Origin of the sequence: Pseudanabaena minima str. Chao 2107 (genome assembly GCF_051131155.1) — a bacterium.
Lineage (GTDB): Bacteria > Cyanobacteriota > Cyanobacteriia > Pseudanabaenales > Pseudanabaenaceae > Pseudanabaena > Pseudanabaena minima.
The window spans coordinates 4,919,290-4,943,192 of the sequence record NZ_CP159508.1 but is presented as its reverse complement, the minus strand read 5'-3'; the positions used below and the strand labels follow the sequence as shown (position 1 = coordinate 4,943,192).

21 protein-coding genes and 1 tRNA gene are annotated in these 23,903 nt (G+C 42.4%); 15 read left to right on the top strand and 7 right to left on the bottom strand.

What is annotated here, in order from left to right:
* Positions 1–8 precede the first annotated feature (8 nt).
* From ABM313_RS22335 to ABM313_RS22290, 10 genes are all read left to right on the top strand, one after another.
* On the top strand, positions 9–2,654 hold the full coding sequence (locus ABM313_RS22335; RefSeq protein WP_434685324.1) for a CHAT domain-containing protein: 2,646 nt from the start codon (positions 9–11) through the stop codon (positions 2,652–2,654).
* Between the two features lie 681 nt (positions 2,655–3,335).
* Positions 3,336–4,004, top strand: coding sequence for a DUF928 domain-containing protein (locus ABM313_RS22330; RefSeq protein ID WP_434685322.1), 669 nt, complete (start codon positions 3,336–3,338; stop codon positions 4,002–4,004).
* Positions 3,964–5,700, top strand: a complete 1,737-nt coding sequence (locus ABM313_RS22325; protein ID WP_434685321.1) for a CHASE2 domain-containing protein — start codon at positions 3,964–3,966, stop codon at positions 5,698–5,700. The genes ABM313_RS22330 and ABM313_RS22325 overlap by 41 nt, the downstream gene beginning before the upstream one ends.
* A gap of 92 nt (positions 5,701–5,792) precedes the next feature.
* Positions 5,793–7,484, top strand: a complete 1,692-nt coding sequence (locus tag ABM313_RS22320; RefSeq protein WP_434685320.1) for an ABC1 kinase family protein — start codon at positions 5,793–5,795, stop codon at positions 7,482–7,484.
* 136 nt (positions 7,485–7,620) lie between these two features.
* Complete coding sequence (locus ABM313_RS22315; RefSeq protein ID WP_434688564.1) at positions 7,621–8,358, top strand: Stp1/IreP family PP2C-type Ser/Thr phosphatase; 738 nt, start codon at positions 7,621–7,623, stop codon at positions 8,356–8,358.
* 371 nt (positions 8,359–8,729) lie between these two features.
* Positions 8,730–9,314 carry an eCIS core domain-containing protein gene (locus ABM313_RS22310; protein ID WP_434685319.1) on the top strand — a complete coding sequence of 195 codons (585 nt, stop codon included), beginning with the start codon at positions 8,730–8,732 and terminating at the stop codon, positions 9,312–9,314.
* A 119-nt stretch (positions 9,315–9,433) separates the two neighbouring features.
* Complete coding sequence (recR, locus tag ABM313_RS22305) at positions 9,434–10,030, top strand: recombination mediator RecR (RefSeq protein ID WP_434685317.1); 597 nt, start codon at positions 9,434–9,436, stop codon at positions 10,028–10,030.
* A gap of 134 nt (positions 10,031–10,164) precedes the next feature.
* Positions 10,165–10,686, top strand: coding sequence for a YdcF family protein (locus ABM313_RS22300; RefSeq protein ID WP_434685316.1), 522 nt, complete (start codon positions 10,165–10,167; stop codon positions 10,684–10,686).
* A 176-nt stretch (positions 10,687–10,862) separates the two neighbouring features.
* Positions 10,863–10,935 (top strand) — tRNA-Phe (locus ABM313_RS22295).
* Between the two features lie 232 nt (positions 10,936–11,167).
* The gene (locus ABM313_RS22290) at positions 11,168–11,686 is read left to right on the top strand and encodes an FKBP-type peptidyl-prolyl cis-trans isomerase (RefSeq protein WP_434685315.1); all 519 of its coding nucleotides are present in this window, start codon (positions 11,168–11,170) and stop codon (positions 11,684–11,686) included.
* Between the two features lie 77 nt (positions 11,687–11,763).
* Here ABM313_RS22290 and ABM313_RS22285 read toward each other — a convergent pair whose 3' ends face one another.
* The 5 genes from ABM313_RS22285 to ABM313_RS22265 all read right to left on the bottom strand — a co-directional run bounded on the left by ABM313_RS22285 (position 11,764) and on the right by ABM313_RS22265 (position 16,509).
* On the bottom strand, positions 11,764–12,492 hold the full coding sequence (locus ABM313_RS22285) for a hypothetical protein (protein WP_434685314.1): 729 nt from the start codon (positions 12,490–12,492) through the stop codon (positions 11,764–11,766).
* Complete coding sequence (locus ABM313_RS22280) at positions 12,489–13,382, bottom strand: ABC transporter permease (RefSeq protein ID WP_434685313.1); 894 nt, start codon at positions 13,380–13,382, stop codon at positions 12,489–12,491. The genes ABM313_RS22285 and ABM313_RS22280 overlap by 4 nt, the downstream gene beginning before the upstream one ends.
* Positions 13,383–13,553: 171 nt before the next feature.
* Positions 13,554–14,954, bottom strand: a complete 1,401-nt coding sequence (locus ABM313_RS22275) for an NAD(P)(+) transhydrogenase (Re/Si-specific) subunit beta (protein ID WP_434688562.1) — start codon at positions 14,952–14,954, stop codon at positions 13,554–13,556.
* 18 nt (positions 14,955–14,972) lie between these two features.
* Positions 14,973–15,263, bottom strand: a complete 291-nt coding sequence (locus ABM313_RS22270; protein WP_434685312.1) for an NAD(P) transhydrogenase subunit alpha — start codon at positions 15,261–15,263, stop codon at positions 14,973–14,975.
* Between the two features lie 100 nt (positions 15,264–15,363).
* Positions 15,364–16,509 carry a Re/Si-specific NAD(P)(+) transhydrogenase subunit alpha gene (locus tag ABM313_RS22265; RefSeq protein WP_434685310.1) on the bottom strand — a complete coding sequence of 382 codons (1,146 nt, stop codon included), beginning with the start codon at positions 16,507–16,509 and terminating at the stop codon, positions 15,364–15,366.
* Positions 16,510–16,852: 343 nt separating this feature from the next.
* Between ABM313_RS22265 and cobT the strand changes: the two genes are divergently transcribed.
* Positions 16,853–17,917: a nicotinate mononucleotide-dependent phosphoribosyltransferase CobT gene (gene cobT, locus ABM313_RS22260; protein WP_434685309.1), complete on the top strand. Its 1,065-nt coding sequence runs from the start codon at positions 16,853–16,855 to the stop codon at positions 17,915–17,917.
* Here the strand turns inward: cobT and ABM313_RS22255 are convergent.
* Together ABM313_RS22255 and ABM313_RS22250 are read right to left on the bottom strand one after the other, a co-directional pair.
* Positions 17,912–18,697, bottom strand: coding sequence for a Uma2 family endonuclease (locus ABM313_RS22255; RefSeq protein WP_434685308.1), 786 nt, complete (start codon positions 18,695–18,697; stop codon positions 17,912–17,914). The genes cobT and ABM313_RS22255 overlap by 6 nt on opposite strands.
* A gap of 137 nt (positions 18,698–18,834) precedes the next feature.
* The gene (locus ABM313_RS22250) at positions 18,835–19,752 is read right to left on the bottom strand and encodes a glycosyltransferase family 2 protein (protein WP_434685307.1); all 918 of its coding nucleotides are present in this window, start codon (positions 19,750–19,752) and stop codon (positions 18,835–18,837) included.
* Positions 19,753–19,825: 73 nt separating this feature from the next.
* Here ABM313_RS22250 and ABM313_RS22245 point away from each other — a divergent pair, with 73 nt between their 5' ends.
* The 4 genes from ABM313_RS22245 to ABM313_RS22230 are packed head-to-tail and all read left to right on the top strand — an operon-like array spanning position 19,826 to position 23,902.
* Positions 19,826–21,148, top strand: coding sequence for a nucleotide sugar dehydrogenase (locus tag ABM313_RS22245; RefSeq protein WP_434685306.1), 1,323 nt, complete (start codon positions 19,826–19,828; stop codon positions 21,146–21,148).
* A gap of 30 nt (positions 21,149–21,178) precedes the next feature.
* Positions 21,179–22,135 carry a Gfo/Idh/MocA family protein gene (locus ABM313_RS22240; protein ID WP_434685305.1) on the top strand — a complete coding sequence of 319 codons (957 nt, stop codon included), beginning with the start codon at positions 21,179–21,181 and terminating at the stop codon, positions 22,133–22,135.
* Entirely contained in the window at positions 22,128–22,733 is a 606-nt protein-coding gene (locus ABM313_RS22235; protein ID WP_434685303.1) for an acyltransferase, read from the top strand. The genes ABM313_RS22240 and ABM313_RS22235 overlap by 8 nt, the downstream gene beginning before the upstream one ends.
* A gap of 2 nt (positions 22,734–22,735) precedes the next feature.
* Entirely contained in the window at positions 22,736–23,902 is a 1,167-nt protein-coding gene (locus ABM313_RS22230; RefSeq protein WP_434688560.1) for a DegT/DnrJ/EryC1/StrS family aminotransferase, read from the top strand.
* Position 23,903 lies beyond the last annotated feature (1 nt).

Below are 23,903 nucleotides of genomic sequence, written 5' to 3'. Positions count from 1 at the left end.
ATAAAAATATGAAAAAACTAGCGATCGCTACAATGCAAAAATTCTGGCAAATAATTGGTAGAAAAAAGCTCTCCTTTTTATTGATGTTGGCGATCGCTACCTACTGCTCAATCACAATCATCCAACCTGCGATCGCCACTCGTAACCAAACTGTGGATAATCCCAACCTATCAACGCAATTATCCCAGTCCAATCAACCTTCATTGCTAGAGCAAGGAAGCCGCCTCTATGCACAAGGCAACCTTACCGAAGCCGTAGCCACATGGCAAAAAGCTCTATTCACCTATCGTCTTCGCCAAAACACCTTAACTGAAAAATTACGCGCTCAATTAAATGAGGCGCTGTGCCTAAATTATCTCTCAATGGCTTATCAAGAACTTGGCGAGTGGGAACAAGCTCAAGAAACAATAGCCCAGAGTGCAAATTTACTGGATAGACAACTATTAGCGAGTAAAGAAGGACTAGCGATCGCCGCAAGAATCAGCAATACACAGGGTAGCCTCCAACTTGCAATGGGCAATCCTCAAGCTGCTCTAGACAATTGGAAAATAGCGGCGGAGCGATACACCCAACTTGATGACGAAATTGGGCTATTAGGTAGTCAAACCAATCAAGCACAGGCACTGCAAGCTTTAGGGCTATTTCGTCTAGCCAGCGAACAATTAGAAGCGATCGAATTACGTCTCCAAAAGCAACCAGACTCACTCCTTAAATCTGTAGCCCTACATAGCCTCGGCACGACCCTACAGAACCTTGGAGATCTTGCCAAGTCTCAAAAAATCCTCGAACAAAGCTTAGCGATCTCTCAAAAACTAAACAATCCTGCCGAGAGCAGTGCCACATTAATCAGCATTGGCAATAACTTCAGGTTTATCAAAGATATTGATGGCGCTTTACAAAAATATGAACAAGCTGCAAAAACTTCTCCTGTAAGCATTCTGCGCTTAGAAGCACAGGCTTTAAATTTAAGTTTGCTCGTTGAAAGCGATCGCCTCCAACAAGTTCAACCACTATGGCAACAGATCGAACCAGAGCTGACGAAATTGCAGCCTAGCCGTCGCAGTGTTTATTTGAGCGTCAATTTGAGCGAAAGCTTGATGAAGATTAAAGATCCAAATGCTCGTCCAATTACCACATCAAGGATTGCCGAGTTATTAACGGTAGCATTGCGGCAAGCCCAATCTATTCAAGACCGCAGAGCCGAGTCCTTTGCTATTGGCGCTTTAGGTGGACTTTACGAACAAAATCAACAACTCACGGAAGCCTATCAGCTTTCCCAACGGGCGCTCGTTCTTGCTCAATCAATAAGTGCCGATGACTTACTCTATCGCTGGAAATGGCTCTCAGGTCGCATCTTAAACAAACAGGGCAAATCTGACCTTGCAATTGATGCTTATAGTCAGGCGATCAAGAATATCCAAAATCTGCGTCGAGAGCTAGTTGCGACATCTCCAGAAGTTCAGTTTGCCTTTCGCGATCGCATCGAGCCAATTTACCGTGAACTCGTCTCTCTATTACTAAAAAGCGATAAACCATCTCAAGAAAACCTGATCCAAGCGCGGCTTACCCTTGAGTCTCTGCAAGTCGTAGAACTAGAAAATTTCTTTCGAGCAGCTTGTCTCAATATTCAACCACAGCAAATTGATGCTGTGGACTCCAATTCCGCAGTGATCTATTCAGCAATCTTAAGCGATCGCCTAGCATTGATCCTCTCATTACCCAAAGAGCCTCTACAATATTTTTCCTCGAATATATCGCAGGCAGAATTAGAAGAAAGTGCCGATCAATTTCTTCAAGCCCTGAACCCAGCATTTTCTGAACGTATTCGCTTAAAAGTCTCACAAAAACTATACGACTTGATCATCCGTCCTTCAGAAACAGCCCTCGCCGAAAAGCAAATCAAAAATTTAGTATTTGTTCTGGATGGCTCATTGCGAAATCTGCCCATGGCAGCCCTACATGATGGCAAACAATATGCGATCGAAAAATACAGTATGGCTTTAACCCCAGGACTACAAATATTAGGAGCAAAGCCGCTAGATCGAGGACAACTGAAAGTTTGGCTAGGCGGACTATCAGAAGCTAGGCAAGGTTTTACTGAGTTAAGAGGGGTAAAGTTTGAAGCTAACCAAATCTCCAAGCAAATTCCCACTGACTTAGAACTAAATAGTGACTTTACTAAAACAAACTTACAGAAAGGGCTATCAGAATCTGGGACAGCTATAGTCCACCTAGCGACACATGGACAGTTTAGCTCCGATCCTGAGTCAACATTTATTCTGGCTTGGGATGATCGCGTCACTGTCCCAGATTTCTATAAGTTTTTGCGCGATCGCACCGACAATCGCAAACAACCTCTAGAGTTACTTGTCCTCAGTGCTTGTAAAACTGCCGAAGGCGATGTGAAAGCGATCTTGGGACTTGCTGGTATTGCTTTGCGATCGGGAGCGCGTAGCACGATTGGCAGTCTATGGGCAGTGAATGATGACTCAACTAGTCAGCTGATGTCAAACTTTTATGACATCCTTATCAAGCAACCCACTATCTCTAAAGCTGAAGCATTACAACAATCACAACTTTCAGTACTTAAAGATTCACAATACCGACATCCCTACTATTGGGCTGCTTTTGTATTAGTAGGTAGCTGGCTTTAAACTCCATCACTTTGCAGCAATTCTCATTATAAAAATCGATTTTTTGAAAGCCCGCCAGTGGCGGGCTTTCAAAAAATCGATTTTGGTGTTTCCAGCGCCGAAGGCGCTGGAAACACCAAAATCGGTTTCATAATGAGAATTGCTGATCACTTTGACTATCAAACAATTAATTAAAGCTTTTAAGCTAAACTATTTAGCTGCTTTTGTTTTATCCCAATTTCCAAAATTGTGATGACACTTTTGGAAATTAAAAACCAAACCTAGTAGGGGGTTTTAAAAACACAAAATAGCTACGCTATTTGATATTTTGGTGTTATTAAATATTTTGACTTCTATGTGGGTGTTTACCCGATAAAAGCAGCAATCCCAAAAAAACATATAATTATGATGGTAATTGACTCAAAAGGCTTATAGCTTTAGAAGTTATGGGTATATATATATCTTTTGTATAACTTTTGGACATAGCAAAATCATAATTACTAGATTATGATAATTCTTAGTTATTGTATCCAATACTACTTTTAGTAGCGCTAAAAAAGCGAGTAAAAAAATCAATATTTTGTTGATTTTTACCTTTTGCTACTGAGTATTGGCTATAAGTATTTTCTCCCAGTTGAGGATATAAAGATGTACTCAAACCTGTCTATGATATCGAAGATTTGCCTTTCAACATTAACAACTATGTTACTGCCATTGGCATTTACGCCTCAGATTATGATGGCGCAAACAATTAATTTCAAGCCACCTAGCGGTGGAGCGCCTAAAACTACAACTGGCGCAGCAACTCGCGACCAAAGCTGTTTAATCGATGCTTCCCAACCCAATAAGAAAACATTACCAATATTGCCACAGTCAAACTATGGTTTAACCATCTCTAGCCGCCCTGAATTTCTGATATTTAAGACCAAAAGCACAGCTAAGCAGATATTTTTGAGTCTTGAAAGTGAAGACAGCGAACAGGTTTACCAAACTTTTTTACCTTTGTCATCAGATGTTGGATTTATTACAATTAATTACCCCAGTCAAGCTCCAGACCTTGTTGTAAACAAGAAATACAAATGGACAATGACCTTCATCTGCGGGAAAGCCCTCCGCCCAGATAGCCCTGCTATTACAGGCTGGATTCAACGCACAGCCAAATCGCAGACACTCACCAGTAAGTTGCAAGCAGCGTCACCAATTGATCGCGTGATCATATATGGTGAAAATGGCATTTGGTATGACATGATCAATGAACTCAATCGATTACAACAGCAAACCCCTAAAAATCCAACAATTTCTAAAGCTTGGGAAAAGCTGCTAAAAGATCATGTCGTTCAATCATTTGAATCCGTTACGCTTGTTAAATAAAGCCATAATTAGAACCGTAAATAAACTTCAATCAAGTATATTTACGATTCCAATTTTAATCGTGATTCTAGTTTTCTCACTACAAATAATTGGATTGTTTCAGTTATTAGAGTTGAAATTCTTAGACAAACTCTTCCAACTAAGAACATCCGAAGGTTTAGAACCTCGCATTGTCATGGTCACTTTTGATGATCGCGATATTGCAAAAGTTGGCAAATGGCCATTTCCAGATGATGTAGTAGCTAAGTTAATTGCGAAAGTCAAAGCAGGCAATCCAAGAGTAATCGGGTTAGATGTATATCGTAATCTCCCAGTAGAACCGGGGTTTGAAGAATTAAAACAGATTTTTCAATCTACCCCCAATCTAATTGTTGCAGAAAAATTTGTTAGTCCAAGTGTTCTACCACCACCTTATATTGATTATAAAAAACAAGTTGGCTTTGTAGACACTGTGGTCGATCAAGATGGCACAGTAAGGCGAGGATTACTATCTATTGAAAAGCCTAATGGAGAGATAATTTATAGCTTCTCAACCAAAATCTCCTTAAACTATTTGGTGTTAGAAAATATAAGACCTCAGATATCTTCAGATAAAGACAACACAGTTATTTTAGGTAAATCTAGATTTGCACCACTAGATTCTTACCAAACAGGTTATGGGGCTGCCGATAATGGTGGCTACCAAATTTTACTCAATTATCGCTGCCAGACAGAATGTTTTCAGGAAGTTTCCATGACAAACGTTCTAGATGGTAAATACCCACAGAATCTGTTTGAAAATCGGATTGTGTTAATTGGTTCTACAGCAGAAAGTCTCCGTGATTTCTTCTTTTCGCCATATGGCCAAATTCCAGGTGTACATATTCATGCAAATCTGATTTCACAAATTATTAATGGGGCCATAAATAACCGTCCATTTTTACAGACTTATCCCAAGTGGATTGAAGGGATATGGGTTATTGTATGGGCTGCAATTGGGGTAAGTGGAATTTCAGGATTTTTGAGAGGAAATAATCTTGGAAAATCGCAATTTATTACAGGCATCCTAACTTTCCTTTTAATCGCAACATTGGGATTAGTCTTAATTAGTTACATCTCTTTTTTGTTTAGCTTTTGGCTACCAATATTTCCTACTCTCTTCTCATTTTTGTTAAGTAGTTTGATTTCCATTATTCAACTTGGAGAAAAGTTTCGCTACGCCTCAAATATTGATGAACTAACACAGATTGCTAATCGACGTTATTTTGATCGTTTTCTGATGAAGAACTTTCAAACTAAACAAGATCTTTCTGTAATCATCTGTGATGTTGATCACTTTAAACTTTATAACGACAGCTATGGGCATCAATCTGGAGATACATGTCTACAACAAGTAGCACAAGCTATTAACAAATCTGTCCGTAGTGGGGAACTTGCTGGTCGCTATGGAGGTGAAGAATTTGCAGTGATTCTTCCTCATACTGACTATGAATCCGCATTAACTGTAGCCGAGAGGATCGTTACGAATGTGCGTAATCTGAATATTCCTCATAAAAGTTCAAAAACCAGTAATTTTGTGTCATTAAGCTGTGGAGTCGCAACCATGACGGCTGAGGATAGTTCTAGCTTAGATTTATTGATTAAAGCCGATCGCGCTCTGTATCAAGCAAAAGAACAAGGACGAAATCGTGTAGTAGGCTATAGCAATCAGCAATAAATTACGTGCTCATATTCAAAACGTGAATATCCGCGCTAAGATGTAAAGGTTTGTTACAATTTCTTAAAAAATCTTACCGTTGTTAGTGAGCCGTGCCAGCCTTATCCTCTGAACCCAATTATCGCTGGAGTCGTGACAACTACTCTGAACGCGCCCGCACCATCGACATTTGGCGAACAGTACTGACATTTTCTTGGATGATTTGGATCGATGGGAAGAAATGGAGCTATGTCGGTGGCAAAACTGAAGCCAAAGTCAAAAAACGTACTCGCAAACGAGCAATTTGGTTGCGCGAGTCAATGCTACAACTGGGACCAACATTTATCAAAGTTGGTCAATTACTTTCTACCCGTGCTGATATTTTGCCCACTGAGTCAGTGGAGGAGTTGTCAAAATTACAGGATAAAGTTCCAGCCTTCACGGCAACTAAAGCGCAACAGATCATTGAGTCAGATTTGGGTAAACCGATCGCTGAAATGTTTGGTTACTTTGATCCCATTCCCCTTGCAGCAGCAAGTCTTGGACAAGTGCATAAAGCTCAATTGCATACAGGCGAAGAAATCGTTGTCAAAGTCCAACGTCCAGGATTATTAAAATTATTTGCGATCGATTTAGGGATTCTCAAGCGCATTGCTCAATACTTTCAAAATCATCCTAAACATGGACGGGGACGCGACTGGGTTGGCATTTATGAAGAATGCAGCAAGATTCTTTATGAAGAAGCAGATTATTTAAACGAAGGCAAGAATGCGGATACCTTTCGTCGTAATTTTCGGAGCGATCGCCGCATCATTGTTCCGCGTGTATATTGGCGCTATGCCTCACGTCGGGTGTTAACTCTCGAATATATGCCGGGGATCAAAGTTAGTAATTATGAAGCTTTAGAAGCGGCTGGAATAGATCGCAAAGCGATCGCCAGAGTTGGAGCCGAGGCGTATTTAGAACAATTACTCAATCATGGATTTTTTCACGCTGATCCCCACCCTGGAAATCTCGCAGTAACGGGTAAAGGCGAATTGATTTTCTATGATTTTGGAATGATGGGACAGATCCAATCAATCACCCGCGATAAGTTATTAAGAACGTTCTTTGGGATCGCCCAAAAAGATGCGGAGGCAGTGATTAACTCATTAATCGAACTAGGTGCGTTAGAAGTTACTGGTGATACAGGGCCAATTAGGCGATCTGTCCAATATATGCTCGATAACTTCATGGGACAGCCGATGGAAAAACAATCGGTTGCCGCAATCAGTGATGATTTGTACGATATCGCCTATGACCAACCCTTTCGGTTCCCTGCTACATTTACCTTTGTCCTGAGAGCAATTTCTACGCTTGAAGGGCTGGGCAAAGGACTCGATCCTAACTTTAACTTTATGGAAGTCGCCAAACCCTACGCAACAAATCTTATGGAAAATGGTAGTGCTAGAGAATCAGGAAATTTATCCACAGCTTTTCTAGGTGAACTAGGGAGACAAGCTGCACAGGTCAGTAATACGGCGATCGCCTTACCCCGTCGTATTGATGACACCCTCGCTAAACTCGATCGCGGTGATATTCGGGTCAGGGTCAAATCTCAAGAAACCGATCGCCTATTACGACGCTTAAGCAATGTCGGGATTGGCGCTATTTATGCCTTATTGGGATCAACTTGTTTATTGTGTGCCACTCTTCTGTTTATTAATAGCTTGCAGATTCCAGCCATGATTGCGGCGATAGTCGCAGTTTGTTTTGTATCAGTTTTATTGCGATTGCTATCAAAAATTGATCGTCCTGAACGATAGTCCTAATTTTTTTACCATGCTTAAATTGTAGAAAAACAAAAGGTCAGGATTGCTGTAGTTTTTGCCTGTGAGCGTTAAACTAAAGATTGCTATAGCAGAACTGGTCAATTTAATACGTCGAGCCGAACCACCTAACATGAAGCGTCTATTTGCGGGAGCAACCGATACTGGCTGCGTCAGATCAGCCAACCAAGATTCTTACTATATCGACCCTGAGGGACGATTTTTTGTAGTTGCTGATGGGATGGGAGGACATGCAGGTGGCGAGGTGGCAAGTCAGATTGCCGTCGATTCCATTCGTTCATGTTTAGAAGCTCTGTGGGATGTCGAGGTGACTCCTCAGAAGCTAATGCAAGATGCGATTGACAAAGCTAACCAAGCAATCATTAATGATCAAGCCGCTAATCCTGTGCGATCGGATATGGGAACGACTATTGTGGTGTTGCTGTTTCGAGATGAACAGCCTTGGTTCTGCCATATTGGTGATTCACGGTTGTATCGATTACGTGGCAGCAAACTAGAACAGATCAGCGATGATCACACATGGATTGCTAGAGCTATTCAAACTGGGGTCGTCAACCCTGATGAAGCTAAAAGCCATCCTTGGCGACATATGTTGTTGCAATGCTTAGGACGGGAAGATGTTAAATCAATTACGGCGCGTGAAATCGAATGGCAACCAGGCGATCGCTTCTTGATCTGTAGTGATGGTTTGACTGAAGAATTAAGCGATGATCGAATCACCCATCATCTCAAGGGCATTCGCAATTGTCAGCAAGCAGCACAAGCTCTCATCGAGTCAGCCAAGTTGCGCGGCGGTCGCGATAACATCACAGTAGTGATTGTTTCTAACGAATTAAATCAAAACAATTAGATTATTACAGTTTGCAAATGAGCGCAGACTCATTTGGAAAGACCAATTTTATAGCTGTCGCCAAGTTTACTAGAACATAAAACCCAAGAATTGATTGGCGGCGCAGAGTGGTGTCAATCAATTCTTGGGTTTTGATTTGCGCCAAGACAGATAGCTATAGCTATAGTAAGGTTATTGCAGTTTTAATTTTGCCTACAGCAAAATTAAAACTGCAATAACTAAGTCATATCCACATCAATTCTTTAGTTACTCCTTTGCCACCCAATAAATAGAAAATATAAAGTGAAGAATTGGTGATGAGGAGGCTAAGCACCTCATCACCAATTCTTGACTAGAGGGATGGCGTAGTTTTAAAAGCTCTGTAAAGCGCCATGAATAGCATTCGGAGAATAGTTTTTTTAATTTTGCTAACTCTTGCTTTAGTCGCAACCATAGGGATGTCCGACGTGAGTTTTTTTGCGGACTCAGAAACCAAATCCAGTCTCGCGGAGGAAGCTTGGGGACAAGCAGGGTCGATCGCCTATCAAGCAGCCGCAAGAACCATGCGTTCTAAAAATGGCGAAGGTCTACCTTTAGATAATGTCCAAAAGCGTTATCTGAGGAGATATTTCATCGACTATATTGATCGTGTGCATGTCATTTACAACTCGCAAATGATGGATCGTTGGGTACTTGGCAATGTGGCTGTACATTTTGGTCAAGTCGAGACAATCGCCCAAACCTATTGCGATCGTATTTATCTTCGTGATGCTTACAAGCCTGAAGATATCAAGCAATTATCAGTTTTAGCTCACGAAATGGTGCATGTGCGCCAATGTTTTCAAAACGGAGGGTTAGATCAATTTGGCTATCAATATTTTGTGGAATATAAACGCGGCAAACAAAAATACGAAGATAATCTAATGGAGCGAGAAGCCTACGATTTGCAAAGTCGCTTTGCCAAAGCCAATTCATAATACCAAAACCCAAAAGAGAGTTGCGCCGCTTCGCGGCGCAACTCTCTTTTGGGTTTTAGATCCAGCGAAGGCGTGAGTTAACGTTAAAATTGTTAACGTTAACTCACGCCTTCGCTGTTTTGTATACTCGACCTCTAGCCAACCTGATTGAGCAATTGCAGCGCCTTCCTGGTGTGGGGGCAAAAACTGCTCAACGTCTATCACTGCATATTCTCAAACGTCCTACTGAAGAGGTGGAAGCCCTTGCTCAAGCATTAATTCAGGCAAAACAACAGGTTGGGCTTTGCACAATATGTGGGCATCTTTCGGCAGAGCCAATTTGTGAAATTTGCGCCCATCCCAGTCGCGATAATTCTGTAATCTGTGTAGTTGCTGACTCCCGCGATTTGATTGCACTTGAAAAAACTCGCGAATATCGTGGTAAGTATCACGTTCTCGGTGGACTAATTTCGCCCATGGATGGCATTAGCCCTGATCAACTAAATATCCAAAGCCTAGTGAGACGGGTCAGTGGCAACAAAGTCACGGAGGTAATTATGGCGATCGCGCCCAGTGTCGAAGGCGAGACTACCACTTTATATGTGGGCGGATTATTAAAACCCTTTACAAAAGTTACGCGAATTGCCTTTGGCATTCCGATGGGTGGTGATTTAGAATATGCAGATGAGGTAACACTCGCCAAAGCGATCGAGGGGCGACGCGAACTAGATTTTTGAGAATTGACTCAACAAGAGCATTTCTCAGAACCACGGAAATATCTTGTTGCATATTGTTCCATCATGCAGATAATATTTTGCTGATTCGCAGCGCATTAGTGATGATGATTAACCCATTCCCTAGCAGAAGTACCATGACAGCTTTATCTGGGTTAATTGGCTCTGGTTGCATGATTTTTGGCGTACCATGCTTGCCGCCAATTAGTACCACTCCTCCATCGCCTAGAGAACCACAGGCGATCCTAGTCTTGGGCGGTTCTCCCACCCGTGAACAGTTTGCTGCTCAGTTTGCTTTACAACATCCACAATTACCAATTTTTGTGTCGTCAGGCAGTCCAGAGGAATATGCTGAATATGTGTTTGACCGTGCAGGTGTTGAGCGCAAGCGCATTCATTTAGACTACCGTGCTGTTGATACAGTCACTAATTTTACGATTATGGTGACGGAGCTTCAGCAACGTAAAATCACGGATGTATATGTGCTGACTTCGGATTTTCATATGCCCCGTGCTCTTGTTATTGGCAAAATTGTTTTAGGCAGTCGTGGTATTGAGATGCATCCTGTAACAATTCCCTCAAGCATCAAGTCTGAAAATCCTGCTAAAGCTTTGCGCGATGGCTTGCGATCAGTTTTCTGGGTAGTGACTGGCTCATAATGCGAAAACACAAAAATGGCTGAGCCATTTTGTGTTTTTGCGTAAAAAATTAAAGGTGGCGCTTTATGCCAGATCTAAATTATCTATAATTCCAAATTTCTAGAAAACTTTTAAAATTTTATTGCTCGAAATTCCCCATCAGTGTTATCTTAGTAAAGCGCAAAAAAACGCACAGCGCCGGGATAGCTCAGTTGGTAGAGCAGTGGACTGAAAATCCACGTGTCACGAGTTCAAATCTCGTTCCTGGCATGTTAAACAAAAAAGAGTTCGCTGAGCGGACTCTTTTTTGTTTTTTGCGTAAGTGAAGTGTAGTCATAATTATACCAATTCCCGAAAGTGTAGCTACACTTTCGGGAATTCAAAACCAAACCCAGTAAGGGTTTTCAAATCACAAAATGGCGTAGCCATTTTGTGATTTGGTATTAATTGGTATAAGATTCCAAAAGCTAAGTCATCACGTAATTGATTGGAGAATATAGCCTTGAAAGGAATTTTGATTAGCTTTGGCATTATGGCAGTTGCGGTACTGGTCATTGTAGTTGCTCAAATTACAGGTGGACAGCCAGCAGTTGCCAGCACAGGCGCGCCATCTACAGGTGTGCCAAATCAAACAGAAGTAAAAATAGCAGCAGCACCTTTAATTAGTATGAGTGATTCTGAAATCAAAGAAACTGGCACTGGTCTCAAATATAAAGTGATCACTGCTGGTACAGGTGCAACTCCTAAAAAAGGCGATACCGTAATTGTTCATTACACAGGTACGCTCGAAGATGGAACTAAATTCGATAGTTCTCGCGATCGCAATAGTCCTTTTTCGTTCAAGCTTGGCATTGGTCAAGTGATCAAGGGCTGGGATGAAGGTTTATCAATTATGCGTGTTGGCGATCGCTACACCTTGATTATTCCTCCTGATCTAGGTTATGGCGCTCGTGGAGCAGGTGGAGTAATTCCTCCAAATGCAACATTGATATTTGATGTTGAATTACTGCGTATTTCTTAGAAATACTTTGATGGCGATCGCTGATTAATTTTTTCGGTAGTTCCAAAAAGAAAAGGATAGGCGACGCAATGCGTCGCCTATCCTTTTCTTTTTGTCTTGCTGGTTCTAGGTTTAGGAATAACCGATTCAATGGGTAAGTCTTCACTGAGCAGATAAGTTGCTGCTTTCTCACTAAGTAGCATCGCTTTGGCAAGAAGCGATTGCGCTGTACTATTTACAGGCAAATAAAGCTGAATAATTTTGCGTTTGATCAAAGGTGATGTTGCCGAGATCGTATTACGTGCATTTCGCCATTCACCATCGGAGCGACAAAAGAGCCGCAGAGCCAAATCAACCGTAGGTTGTTTGCAATTGCTTTCATCGTTATTTAGGAAAGCGTAGAGTTTTTCATAACGGCGGCTAATTTCAGGGGCAAGGCAGAGAATCAGTAAATCTCGCTCGAATTGACCTAGCTCTAGGCGATTGCACAAGGTCGGAATCGCTAGACGAATATTATTGTCACGACTAGCCGCAAGACGATCCCCATAACGACCAAGAGGATGTGGAATCTGTGGTAATTGTTTGGGTGCAAGACTACCGCCCTTAGAAGGATCAATCGCAATGAATCCTTTCCACCAATGGCTAGTGGAGCGGTCAACAGCAGATTTTGCTACGCGATCAACTTCTTGGTTAGTTTGACGTTGTTTAGCTAGCGATCGCATCAATACCCGATCCAGCCAAGCTAATTCTGCTTTGAGATATGACCAGTTATCGGCAAAGGGTTGGACTTCAGGCAAAGCAGGAACTTCACCTATTTCAGCAATCATGCTACGCCTCGGCGCAAAGTACCGCGAATGAATATACCGACGAATACACCAAAACTTAATAAAGCGATCGCTGCATTAGCGATCGTCATATTTCCCCAAGGAGCAGTAAATACCACGCTATCCCATGCCCATGTGCTGTGGCTATACACATAACGGATTGGTTCAATCGCCCAAGATAAAGGATTGAGGCTAGCGATCCATTGCAACCAAGTCGGCATAAATGCAAGAGGTGCAAGAGCTGTACTAGAGAACATTAAGGGCAAATTCACCAAGAAAATAAACGCTAACATCTCTTGGTGTCCTGGCATAGCAAAGGCAAGTCCTAAGCTCAACATCGTAAAATCGACGATGAGCAGCATCAAGATTAATGACATTACAGCCAAACCACTCAGACTGGGCAAGCCCGCACCCATAAAGCCACTGACTGAGACGATCGCCAAAGTTTGCACCATACTCAGCGCAATAATAAAAATTGCAGAAGCAATAATAATTGAGAATCGGGATACTAAAGGCGCGACTAAGATGCGATTGAGAAAACCAAATTCGCGATCGAACAACATCGGTAATCCCGAATTAAGGGCGCTACTAAAGGCTGTAAAGACAATGATCCCTGCCGCTAAAAACTGCACATAGGTCTGACCATCTCCGACTAAACCTTTAGGCAAACCACTAAACAACGCACCAAACAAGAGCAACCACATCAAAGGCTGTAATACTCCTGCAATCAGCGTTGTTGGTCGGCGACGCAATTGGATAAACAGTCGCGTCGTCAAAGCTGATACTTCTTGTCGAAAATCTGATGCCCATAAACTTGACTGTGGACTTTCAGGCTGCAAGAAATTTTGGCTTTGTGGTTCTTGAGATAGAGGTGGAAGCGAGGTTTGAGTCATATCGTTATCTGTACAGATGAGCCACAATATCTATCATAATCCACACATATAGCGGTTTTTAAATGAGTAAGCACTCATTTGAAAATCAAAAACCAAAATAAAAGTGGTGACGCTTTGCGTCACCACTTTTATTTTGGTTTTATGCCCTAAGTAAACCCAGAGCAAGTTAGCTTAAATTTGCTTTAGCTCATTAGCTAACTTGCCCACCATATCTTTAGCACCACCAAATAACATCATTGTTTTTTGTTGATAGAACAGGTCATTTTCCACACCTGCAAACCCAGCACTCATACCACGCTTAATCACGATCGCATTTTTGGCTTTATCCACTTCCAGAATCGGCATTCCATAAATGGGGCTAGCTTGATTAGTTCGCGCCGCAGGGTTGACCACATCATTCGCACCGATAATCAACACCACATCAGTATTTTCAAACTGGGTATTGATATCGTCCATGTCATAGAGTTGTGAATAAGGCACATTTGCCTCAGCTAACAATACATTCATGTGTCCAGGCATCCGACCTGCCACAGGATGAATCGCAAACTTCACTTCCACACCTTTGCGTTCCAGCATATCCGACAACTCACGAACGGAGTGTTGTGCTTGAGCAACTGCCATCCCATAACCAGGGACGATTACCACCGATCGCGCATAGCCCAACATCATCGCGCATTCTTCGGGATCAATAGTTTTTACAGTTTTGTTGCTATTGTCCCCTGCATCACCTTCTGTGACTAAGGCTGCACCAAAACCACTAAACAAGACATTGGGAAGAGTGCGGTTCATGGCTTTACACATAATCTGGGTGAGGATTAAACCTGAAGCACCAACTAATGCACCAGAGATAATCAGCACATTATTCATCACCACAAAACCTGCGGCACTAGCAGCAACACCCGACAGGGAGTTTAACAATGAGATCACCACGGGCATATCGCCACCACCAATGGGGATCACAAACAGTACACCTACTAAAAGGGAAATTATATTAATGCCAATGAATCCCACAATATCAGCAGGGTTAGCAATTAACATAGCTGCACCAACAGCAAAAGTAACTAACAGCAAAATATTAATCGTTTGCTGATAGGCAAACCGAATCGGCGCACCTCTCATGATTCCCTGCAATTTCGCAAAGGCGACCATACTCCCCGTAAAGGTGATATTACCGATGAGGACACTGGCAATAATTGAGAGATTATCGACTAGGGGCAAGGTGAGTCCATGACTAATCACGCGCCAATATTCGCCCACGGCAACTAAAGAAGAAGCTAAACCGCCCAAACCATTGAGTAAGCCCACCATTTGTGGCATGTCGGTCATGGCGACCTTGTAAGCAATCAGAGAGCCGATCGCTGAGCCAATCGCGATCGCTACCAAAATCAAGCCATAGCTCAATACTTGCTTGTCGAGCAATGTGGCTACGACCGCTAACAACATTGCTACAGCACCGAGTAAATTTCCCTTACGCGCAGTAGCAGGTGATCCCATCTGTTTGAGACCAATCATAAATAAGGAAGCTGCCAGCAAATAGGTAAGCTGAATTCCTGTTGGCACATAGCCTGAGATATTTTCGAGCATGATGCTTTACGCCTCTTTCTTCTTGAACATTTGCAACATGCGATCGGTGACAAGAAATCCGCCAACAACGTTAACCGTGGCACAGACAACGGAGATTAGTCCCAAAATCACGGAAAAATTGGGATTAACATCGCTACCAGCCACAATCAAAGCGCCAATTACCGATATCCCTGAAATAGCATTGGAACCTGACATTAGTGGTGTATGTAATGTCGGTGGAACTTTGTTAATTACTTCAAATCCTGCAAATGAAGCCAGTACAAAGACAAATAGAGCGCTAATTAATGATTCGTTCATGGTTGATATTTAATTAAATTGAGCTTTGTCCTCATTTCACTCACTGCAACTCATAGGAGCAATTCATAAATCGCTCCTATGGGGTTACGGGATCACAAAATTAGGCTGTGACTGCTAGTTGAGAGAGGGCATCCTTAACTCGTTGATTGAGAATTTCACCAGCATGAGTGATACAGGTGCTGCTGATAATGTCGTCATCAAAATCAAGTTGCAGTTCACCCTTCTTGATCAGGTGATTGAGCAAATTGAGTAAGTTCTTGGCGTATTTTTGAGAAGCATGGATCGGCATCGAAGCAGGAAGATTAATTGGCGAAATAATTGTTGCACCATGACAATTCACATCTTTGCCAGCAACTGTTCCTTCGCAGTTTCCGCCTTGCTCTCCAGCCAGATCAACAATGATCGAGCCACGCTTCATTTGAGCAATCATTGCATCGGTAACCATCACAGGAGCTTTGCGTCCAGGGACTTGAGCGGTGGTAATCACAATGTCCGCATCCTTAATATGCTTAGCAAGAATCACTTGAGCATGTTGTTTGGCAGCTTCCGAAATCTCTTTCGCATAGCCACCTGCGGCAGTTGTGTCTTCTTCTAGAGTCACATCAATAAATTTTGCACCAAGGCTCTGGACTTCCTCCCGTACCGCAGGACGAATATCATAGGCTTCCACCTGTGCGCCAAGACGACGCGCCGTGGCGATCGCCTGAAGCCCTGCGACACCAGCACCCAACACAACTACTTTGGCTGGCGGGATCGTTCCTGCGGCGGTAGTCAGCATCGGTAGATATTTAGGCAAAGCTGCTGCTGCGATTAGTACGGCTTTGTAACCAGCGATCGAAGCTTGTGAAGAAAGAGCGTCCATACTTTGGGCGCGACTACTGCGCGGGATCATCTCCATGCTCATCGCCGTCACACCCTGATGTGCAAGACGGCGAATTAGTTCTGGTCTCCCTAGAGGATTTAGAAAACCAATCGTGATCTGTCCTTGTTTGAACATACTCACTTCCTCTTCGCGAGGTGCACCGACCTTGAGCAAAATCTCTGATTCATTAATCAGAGCGCTCTTGTCAGTGATAATTTTTGCTCCTGCTTCCACATAGGTGGAATCTGCAAAAAAGGACAACTCGCCCGCATGACTTTCAACTAATACTTCCAATCCACTTTTAGTTAAGCGGCTAACAACTTCAGGAATTAGCGCTACTCTACGTTCACCAAATTCTATTTCCTTGATAACGCCTATCTTCATTCATGCACCTTATTCAATTATCTTCACTTACCCAAATTTGTGATCTCGCAACCTATAGCGGGTTTCATTTTACTTATGCAAAATAAAAACTCAAAAGCCTTGATGGGATTGATTTTTTGTTTTCAAATGAGTATGCACTCATTTGAAAACCGCTATAGAAGAGTAGAGACAATTTATGAATTAACCTACTCACCCACAAATTAAATTAGGATTGCTGTATGTGTTACGTTCATTGTAAGAACCTAAATGTGACCTTTTGGTTACTTCTTCAGATAATCTTTAACTGTCTTAACGAAATCACCTCAGAAGTATTTACTTTCAATAACTTTTGCAAATAAGTTTAATGATTACGACCTTCACACAACGCAAAAAAGCGAAAGCTTGGCTCAAAAACTATCGTGGTAAACGTCCAGTCTTTGCTTGTGTGTTGGGTTTTACGGAAACAGGATTAATTCCTAATATATCCGCCGCAGGAGCAACTCCTGAAGACCGCAAATATACAGCGATCGCTGATGCTGAGTTTCTCGCGACAGGCGCGAATATCAACTTCCCTTTACCAACCCTTGTTGAAGGTGCATCCCCCGTCTTAATTTCCCGTGCCGTGATTGCCGCGCAAGAATTACCGCTTTTTATTTTTGATGCAGGCTTAGCGATCGCACCGACAGTTAAGACCAAGGCGATCGCCCTCGGAGGATTACCAGCCAAGTGTCTGAGTACGGGTAAGGCTTTGCCAATTGAAACAGTGCTGCAATTATTTGTACAGGGCTTAGTGTGGGGAGAGAAGTTAGCACAAGCAGGGGCCTATGTAATCTTGAGTGAATGTGTAGTTGGTGGCACGACTACAGCTCTCGCGGTTCTAACTGCATTAGGAATAGATGCAAAAGATAAAATCAATAGCTCTCATCCTATCTGTAACCATGATCAAAAGTGGGAAGTCGTTCAAACGGGATTACAGCATCTAGAGCAACCAGCCACGTCCTTGGAAATAGTGGCAGCAGTGGGCGATCCCATGCAAATTGTAGTGGCAGGAATGGCGATCGCTGCAAGTCGTCATGTAGGTGTATTGCTGGCGGGCGGAACCCAAATGTTAGCTGTTTATGCTCTCGCGAGAGCGATCGCCAATGAGCAACATTTAGTCTGGAATCCTGAGGCGATCGTGATCGGCACAACCCGATGGGTTGCTGAAGATCCTACAGGCAACACTGTTGATCTAGCCTTAGCTGTGCGCGATGTACCCTTACTTGCCACCCAGCTAAGTTTTGCCAAATCTAAGTTTCCGCAGTTACAAGCCTATGAACAAGGCTTTGTTAAAGAAGGTGTTGGAGCTGGTGCAGCAGCGATCGCGGCTCATTTGTACCAAACTTGGACACAAGAGAAATTGTTGAGTGCGATCGAATCGCAGCTATAGCTGTGGTTCAATTCCTGCCGCACGTAGTTGGGCGACCAAGATCTCATTTTTTTGACGCTCCTGTTCCGCCCGTTGACGCTCTTGTTCGGCAATTAACCTTTCCTGTTGGGCAATTAACTTTTCTTGCTCAGAAGTTTCCCAACCTGTTAGCAGCAAATTGCCGTCAGCATCCCACCAGCGCAGCCAAGGCAATTCCAAATTTTGGTAAACACCCTGCCAAATGCCAATCTCCACACCTAGCTCCTCAATGGGAAAATGCCCTCTTTCATTAGCAGGAACCAATTCAAAGTGATTCGTCACATGGCGATATAGCTCAATGCTGGATTTTTGTGACTCATAAATGCCATAAAAAGCAGGGCGAATCACCTGCTCATAAATAAAAAATTTACCTGTCCAAGGCGTGCGATCGCGCTCTTCTTTGCCAGTACCAGACACAAACTCTAAAATGATCAGAGGTGCAATAAATTCTTGCCAAAGCACATAGGAACGGCGAGACTGACCATCTAACGTCGGCGGGACATTCGGCACATAAAACCAATCAGGGGTTTCAGAAGCCTTTTCAGGTGGTTCCGTCATCCGCCAATAAATGCCCGAATCCTGCCCGATTGCATATCGTCCATCGGGATGGTATTTTTGCAAAATCGGCTCAATCGAATCTGTGAGCAAGATACTTTGGGGATGCTCTTGAAAATTTTTCACAAATGTACCATCCGATTCGGGAAGTTGCGTATGATCGGGCAGTGTGAAGCGATCGCTTGATGGATCTGAGGTAAAAGTCATGGCTTGTCCCTCTGCATAAATGTACGCATATGGTCTACTCAATTCCTATGGTTTTAACCCATGCTCAAAATCTACAGCACTTTAAGCGCAAGCCCAAACCCAGAAATTTCTTAAAGTAAATTCTTGAAATAAATTATTTATCGTCTTTGACTCAACTCACTAGATAAGAATTGCAATATACCTGTTGGAACTCCTAATGTTATTAATGTAGAAAGTTGGAAATTTCCCTGACAAATACAACGCTTGATTTCTTGTGAATAATATTGAATTTCTGAGCGATTCCTTAGATATTTACTGCCTAAAAGTAACAGTTCATAAGCACGATATGTTAATCCTATCTCTTGATAAATCGAAAAATACTTTTGGGCGATCCGATACCAAGATATTGGTGTAACCTGCCGACTATTGCTACCTAAGTATTTGCGCCAAATATAAATTATTTCAGGAATATATTCATAACGACAACCCGATGCGATCGCCCTAATCCAAAACTCGACATCGTGAAGATCGTTCACACCGAAGCTGGGGTCATAGCCTCCCAAGCTTTGCCATAGGGATTTGCGAATGGGAGTTGTGCCGATGAGTTTCCAATTAGAACTTAGGGAAAATCGCTTAGACTTCAACATTTCCCGCAGGGAGATATCTTGAGGACAAATAACTTTCTCTTTGTTAACTTTATCTTGTCTAAGATAATTTCCATAGACGAAACCGATTTGCTGTTCCATCTCAAAAGTTTTGCTAATAAGCTCTAGGGCGTTACTGAGCAAAATATCATCTGCATCTAATGGCACTAAAACATCACCTTGAGCCACTTCAAAGCCATTGTCCCTAGCAACGGAAGATCCTCCATTTACTTCGCGCCAAACAACTTTAATTAGAGCATTTTTTTCTAATTCTTGACACACCTCAATAGTACGGCGATCACTCGAAGCGTCATTGACTATAATTATTTCTGAAGGGAGTAAGGTTTGGGATAAGATGCTATTAATTGCATCAAACAGTAAGTTTCCTTCCCGATAGCAGGTAATCACTACGCTAATATTATTAGCAATCATATAAACACCTATTTATCTTTTTTTAACTTGCAGAATTCACTAATAAGTCTATTAACTTATCTTAAAAACAGTAATGTCAAAATATATCTTAGATACACTTCAGGCAAAAATATTAGACCGAACTGCAATTGTTGGAGTTGTGGGATTAGGCTATGTGGGATTACCTTTTGCTGTAGAAAAGGCGAAAGTTGGATTTCAAGTAATTGGGATAGAACAAAATCCAATTCGTGTCGATCGCGTCAATAAAGCTGAGAATTATATTGCTGACGTTAGCGATCGCGAGTTACAGGAACTAGTATCTACAGGAAAATTACAGGCAACTACTAGTTTAGAGAATTTAGCAGATGTAGATGTAATCGTAATTTGTGTGCCAACTCCTTTGACTAAAAATCTTGCACCGAATATTACTTATATTGAGAATGTTACCCATGAGATTGCTAAACATCTACGACAAGGACAGCTCATTTCTCTGGAGTCAACGACCTATCCAGGTACAACAGATGAAGTAATGAAGTTGATTTTAGAGTCAGTTAGTGATTTGAGTCAGGGGAGTGACTTTTTTCTCGCTCACTCTCCAGAACGAGTTGATCCAGGAAATCAGCGCTATACCACTAAGAACACCAGTAAAGTGGTAGGCGCTTCTGACCCTAATTCTTTGGAAATTGCTAAGCTTTTTTATGAGCAAACCATTGATCATGTGGTTACTGTCAGCAGCGCGAAAGCAGCCGAGTTAGTTAAGGTTTTTGAGAATACTTTTCGGGCTGTGAATATTGCTTTGGTCAATGAGTTAGCTCTGTTATGCGATCGCATGGATTTGAATGTTTGGGAAGTGCTAGATGCAGCAAATACCAAGCCCTTTGGCATTATGCCCTTTTATCCAGGTCCTGGAGTGGGTGGACATTGTATTCCTATTGATCCGCATTATTTAGAATGGAAGGCTAAGGAATTTAATTTTGAAACCCACTTTATTGCCCTAGCAGGAGAAATTAATCGGCGGATGCCTGAGTTTGTGAGGGAAAAGGCTTGGCGAGTTCTTAATGAAGTGGGGGTCGCGCCATCGCGATCGCAAATTTTGGTAATGGGCGTTGCTTACAAAAAAAATCTTGCTGATTGGCGAGAATCACCATCCATTGATGTGATTGAAAAGTTATTAGAAGATCGTGCCAATATTCGTTATCACGATCCCTTTGTGCCTGAAATTAAAATTCATGATCAGATTTTTCAATCCATTGAGCTTACTGATGAGGCGATCGCAGTTGCAGATTTGGTACTAATTGCCACTGATCATAGTGATATTGATTATGTAAATTTAGTTAAACAGGCGAAAGCTGTACTCGATACACGCGGAATCACGAGAAATTTGGACTGTGATCGCACTAAGGTGACATTGCTTTAAGATACAGAATGCGATCGCTTGATATTGATTATGAATAATTCGTTAGTAAAAGTAATAGTTGTTGGTGCAGGGAATTGGGGCAAAAACTTAGTTCGTAATTTTTATGATCTTGGTGCATTGACTGGTGTTGCAGAAATGAATCACGATCTTAGAAATACTATTGCTTTAGGTTTTCCTGATATTCCTCTCTACGAAAATTTAGAATCGGCTTTAGAAACTGATGTAACGGCGATCGCCATCGCTACACCCGCACCTAGTCATTACCAGTTAGCCTTAGCTGCCTTGCAAGCAGGGAAAGATTTATTTATCGAAAAGCCGATGACCTTAAAAACTTCCGAGGCTAGGCATTTGGCAGAATATGCTGAAGGTGCAGGGCGGATTTTAATGGTAGGACATTTATTGCTCTATCAACCTGCGATCGCTTGGATGCGTGACTACCTCGCCAGTGGCAAAGCAGGAAAAGTTTTTCATGTATCTACCCAAAGAACCAAGCTAGGCAAGGTACGCCGCGAAGAAAATGTCTGGTGGTCTTTTGCGCCCCATGATGTTTCGGTGGTTTTAGATTTGTTGGGTAATCCAGAGCTTGCTGATATCAAGGCTTTTGGACATGAGATATTGCAAACTGGCATTGCTGATGATGTCCATGTCAATTTACGATTTACCACTGGTCAGACTGCCCATATTCATAGCTCTTGGTATTATCCTGAAATCAAGCGATCGACAGTGGTACTGGCGGAAAAGCAAATGCTGGTATATGACGAGGTAGCTCAAGCTGTGACCATTCACGAAAAAACTATTGATCAGCAGTTAAACAATCAAGATGCGGGTAGTCATGTGGTGGAAGTCGCCAACCTTGCCCCCTTGAAACTAGAATGTCAACATTTTCTCGACTGCCTCTCTAGCCGCCAACGCCCCAAGTCCGATGGCTGGAATGGTGTGGCGGTAGTCGAAGTTCTTGAGAAAGCACAGGAAGCAATGTATGTCTAGTTCTGAATCATCACAACCATTACAAAATTATTTTGTCCATGAGTCTGCCTATGTGGATGCTGGTGCAGAGATTGGCGATGGTACAAAAATCTGGCATTTCTCACACATTATGGGAAAAGCAAAAATTGGTAATGATTGCGTGCTTTCTCAAAATGTGTTTGTGGCGAATAATGTGGTTATTGGCGATCGCTGCAAAATTCAAAATAATGTCTCTCTGTATGAAGGCGTAATTCTCGAAGATTTTGTTTTCTGTGGTCCGAGCATGGTGTTTACCAATGTCAAAACACCGCGCTGTGAATATCCTCGCAATACCAGCAATGACTACGCCACAACTTTGATCAAGCGTGGAGCTAGTATTGGCGCGAATGCAACGATTGTTTGCGGTATAACGCTATTTGAGGGGGCTTTTGTGGCGGCTGGTGCAGTGGTCACTAAAGATGTCCCCGCCTATGGCATGGTGGCAGGAGTTCCCGCCAAACTGATTGGTTGGATGAGTGCCTATGGTGATGTCTTACAATTTGATGCGGATGGATATGCCACTGACTCAGTTGGCGATCGCTACCAAAAAATCTCTACTACTCAAATCATTAAGTTATGACCATGAATGATCGCCAAATCCCTATTCTCGATTTATCTCCCCAATACCAATCAATTAAATCTGAGATATACGCAGCGATTGATCGGGTATTAGAATCTGGTCAATTCATTATGGGGCAGGATGTTAAAGCTTTTGAACAAGAAACTGCAAAGTATCTAGGGGTGAAGTATGCGATCGCGGTTAATTCGGGTACAGATGCTCTAATTATTGGTTTGAGAGCTTTGGGAATTGGGGCTGGTGATGAAGTGATTACTACGCCTTTTTCATTTTTTGCTACGGCTGAGTCAATTAGTAATGTTGGGGCAAAGCCTGTATTTGTCGATATTGATGCGCGGACATTTAATATTGACCCTGCCAAAATTGTCGAAAAAATTAGCGATCGCACTAAGGCAATTATGCCTGTGCATCTCTATGGAAATCCTGCGGCGATGGCACAAATTATCGACATTGCTCAAGCTCATAATTTAAAAGTAATCGAGGATTGCGCTCAATCCTTTGGTGCAAAATACTATGGTCACTGCTCGAATTGTGGTGATGCTTGTGCAGAATCAACCAGATCGGCGATCGCTGGCAAAATGGTTGGGGCGATCGGAGATGTGGGGGCATTTTCATTCTTTCCATCTAAAAATTTGGGTGCGTATGGTGATGGCGGCTTAATTGCTACCAATGATGAAACGGTTGCAGAACTGGCAAAAATGTTAAGGGTACATGGAGCTAAGAAAAAATACCACAATGAAATTTTGGGATATAATTCGCGCCTTGATACGTTGCAAGCTGCAATTTTGAGAGTCAAGCTGCCCTATATAGACCAATGGAATCAGGGACGCTCTTTTGTGGCTAAAACCTATAATCAATTGCTTGCGGATATTGCCGATATCATTACCCCAGAGCTTGCTGATGGTCATGTTTTTCATCAATACACAATCCGCGTTCTCAATGGTAAGCGGGATCAGTTAGCAAGTTTCTTAGCTGCATCAGGGATAAATACGATGATTTATTACCCAGTGCCTCAAGACCGTTTACCAATTTATGCAGGGCAGTACGCACTAAATCCTGTTAGTGATGAGCTAAGTGATCAGGTTTTGAGCTTGCCAATTTGGGCGGAATTATCCTATGAAAATATAGAATTTATAGCCAATAAAATCAGGAGTTGTTTACAGGGTGCATAAA

What these genes read in the sequence shown, in the direction of transcription:
- ABM313_RS22335 (WP_434685324.1), top strand. Translation starts at nt 9, where the DNA reads ATGAAAAAACTAGCGATCGCTACAATGCAAAAATTCTGGCAAATAATT.
- ABM313_RS22330 (WP_434685322.1), top strand. Translation starts at nt 3,336, where the DNA reads ATGTTACTGCCATTGGCATTTACGCCTCAGATTATGATGGCGCAAACA.
- ABM313_RS22325 (WP_434685321.1), top strand. Translation starts at nt 3,964, where the DNA reads ATGTCGTTCAATCATTTGAATCCGTTACGCTTGTTAAATAAAGCCATA.
- ABM313_RS22315 (WP_434688564.1), top strand. Translation starts at nt 7,621, where the DNA reads ATGAAGCGTCTATTTGCGGGAGCAACCGATACTGGCTGCGTCAGATCA.
- ABM313_RS22310 (WP_434685319.1), top strand. Translation starts at nt 8,730, where the DNA reads ATGAATAGCATTCGGAGAATAGTTTTTTTAATTTTGCTAACTCTTGCT.
- ABM313_RS22300 (WP_434685316.1), top strand. Translation starts at nt 10,165, where the DNA reads ATGACAGCTTTATCTGGGTTAATTGGCTCTGGTTGCATGATTTTTGGC.
- ABM313_RS22285 (WP_434685314.1), bottom strand. Translation starts at nt 12,492, where the DNA reads ATGATTGCTGAAATAGGTGAAGTTCCTGCTTTGCCTGAAGTCCAACCC.
- ABM313_RS22280 (WP_434685313.1), bottom strand. Translation starts at nt 13,382, where the DNA reads ATGACTCAAACCTCGCTTCCACCTCTATCTCAAGAACCACAAAGCCAA.
- ABM313_RS22270 (WP_434685312.1), bottom strand. Translation starts at nt 15,263, where the DNA reads ATGAACGAATCATTAATTAGCGCTCTATTTGTCTTTGTACTGGCTTCA.
- ABM313_RS22265 (WP_434685310.1), bottom strand. Translation starts at nt 16,509, where the DNA reads ATGAAGATAGGCGTTATCAAGGAAATAGAATTTGGTGAACGTAGAGTA.
- cobT (WP_434685309.1), top strand. Translation starts at nt 16,853, where the DNA reads ATGATTACGACCTTCACACAACGCAAAAAAGCGAAAGCTTGGCTCAAA.
- ABM313_RS22255 (WP_434685308.1), bottom strand. Translation starts at nt 18,697, where the DNA reads ATGACTTTTACCTCAGATCCATCAAGCGATCGCTTCACACTGCCCGAT.
- ABM313_RS22250 (WP_434685307.1), bottom strand. Translation starts at nt 19,752, where the DNA reads ATGATTGCTAATAATATTAGCGTAGTGATTACCTGCTATCGGGAAGGA.
- ABM313_RS22245 (WP_434685306.1), top strand. Translation starts at nt 19,826, where the DNA reads ATGTCAAAATATATCTTAGATACACTTCAGGCAAAAATATTAGACCGA.
- ABM313_RS22240 (WP_434685305.1), top strand. Translation starts at nt 21,179, where the DNA reads ATGAATAATTCGTTAGTAAAAGTAATAGTTGTTGGTGCAGGGAATTGG.
- ABM313_RS22235 (WP_434685303.1), top strand. Translation starts at nt 22,128, where the DNA reads ATGTCTAGTTCTGAATCATCACAACCATTACAAAATTATTTTGTCCAT.
- ABM313_RS22230 (WP_434688560.1), top strand. Translation starts at nt 22,736, where the DNA reads ATGAATGATCGCCAAATCCCTATTCTCGATTTATCTCCCCAATACCAA.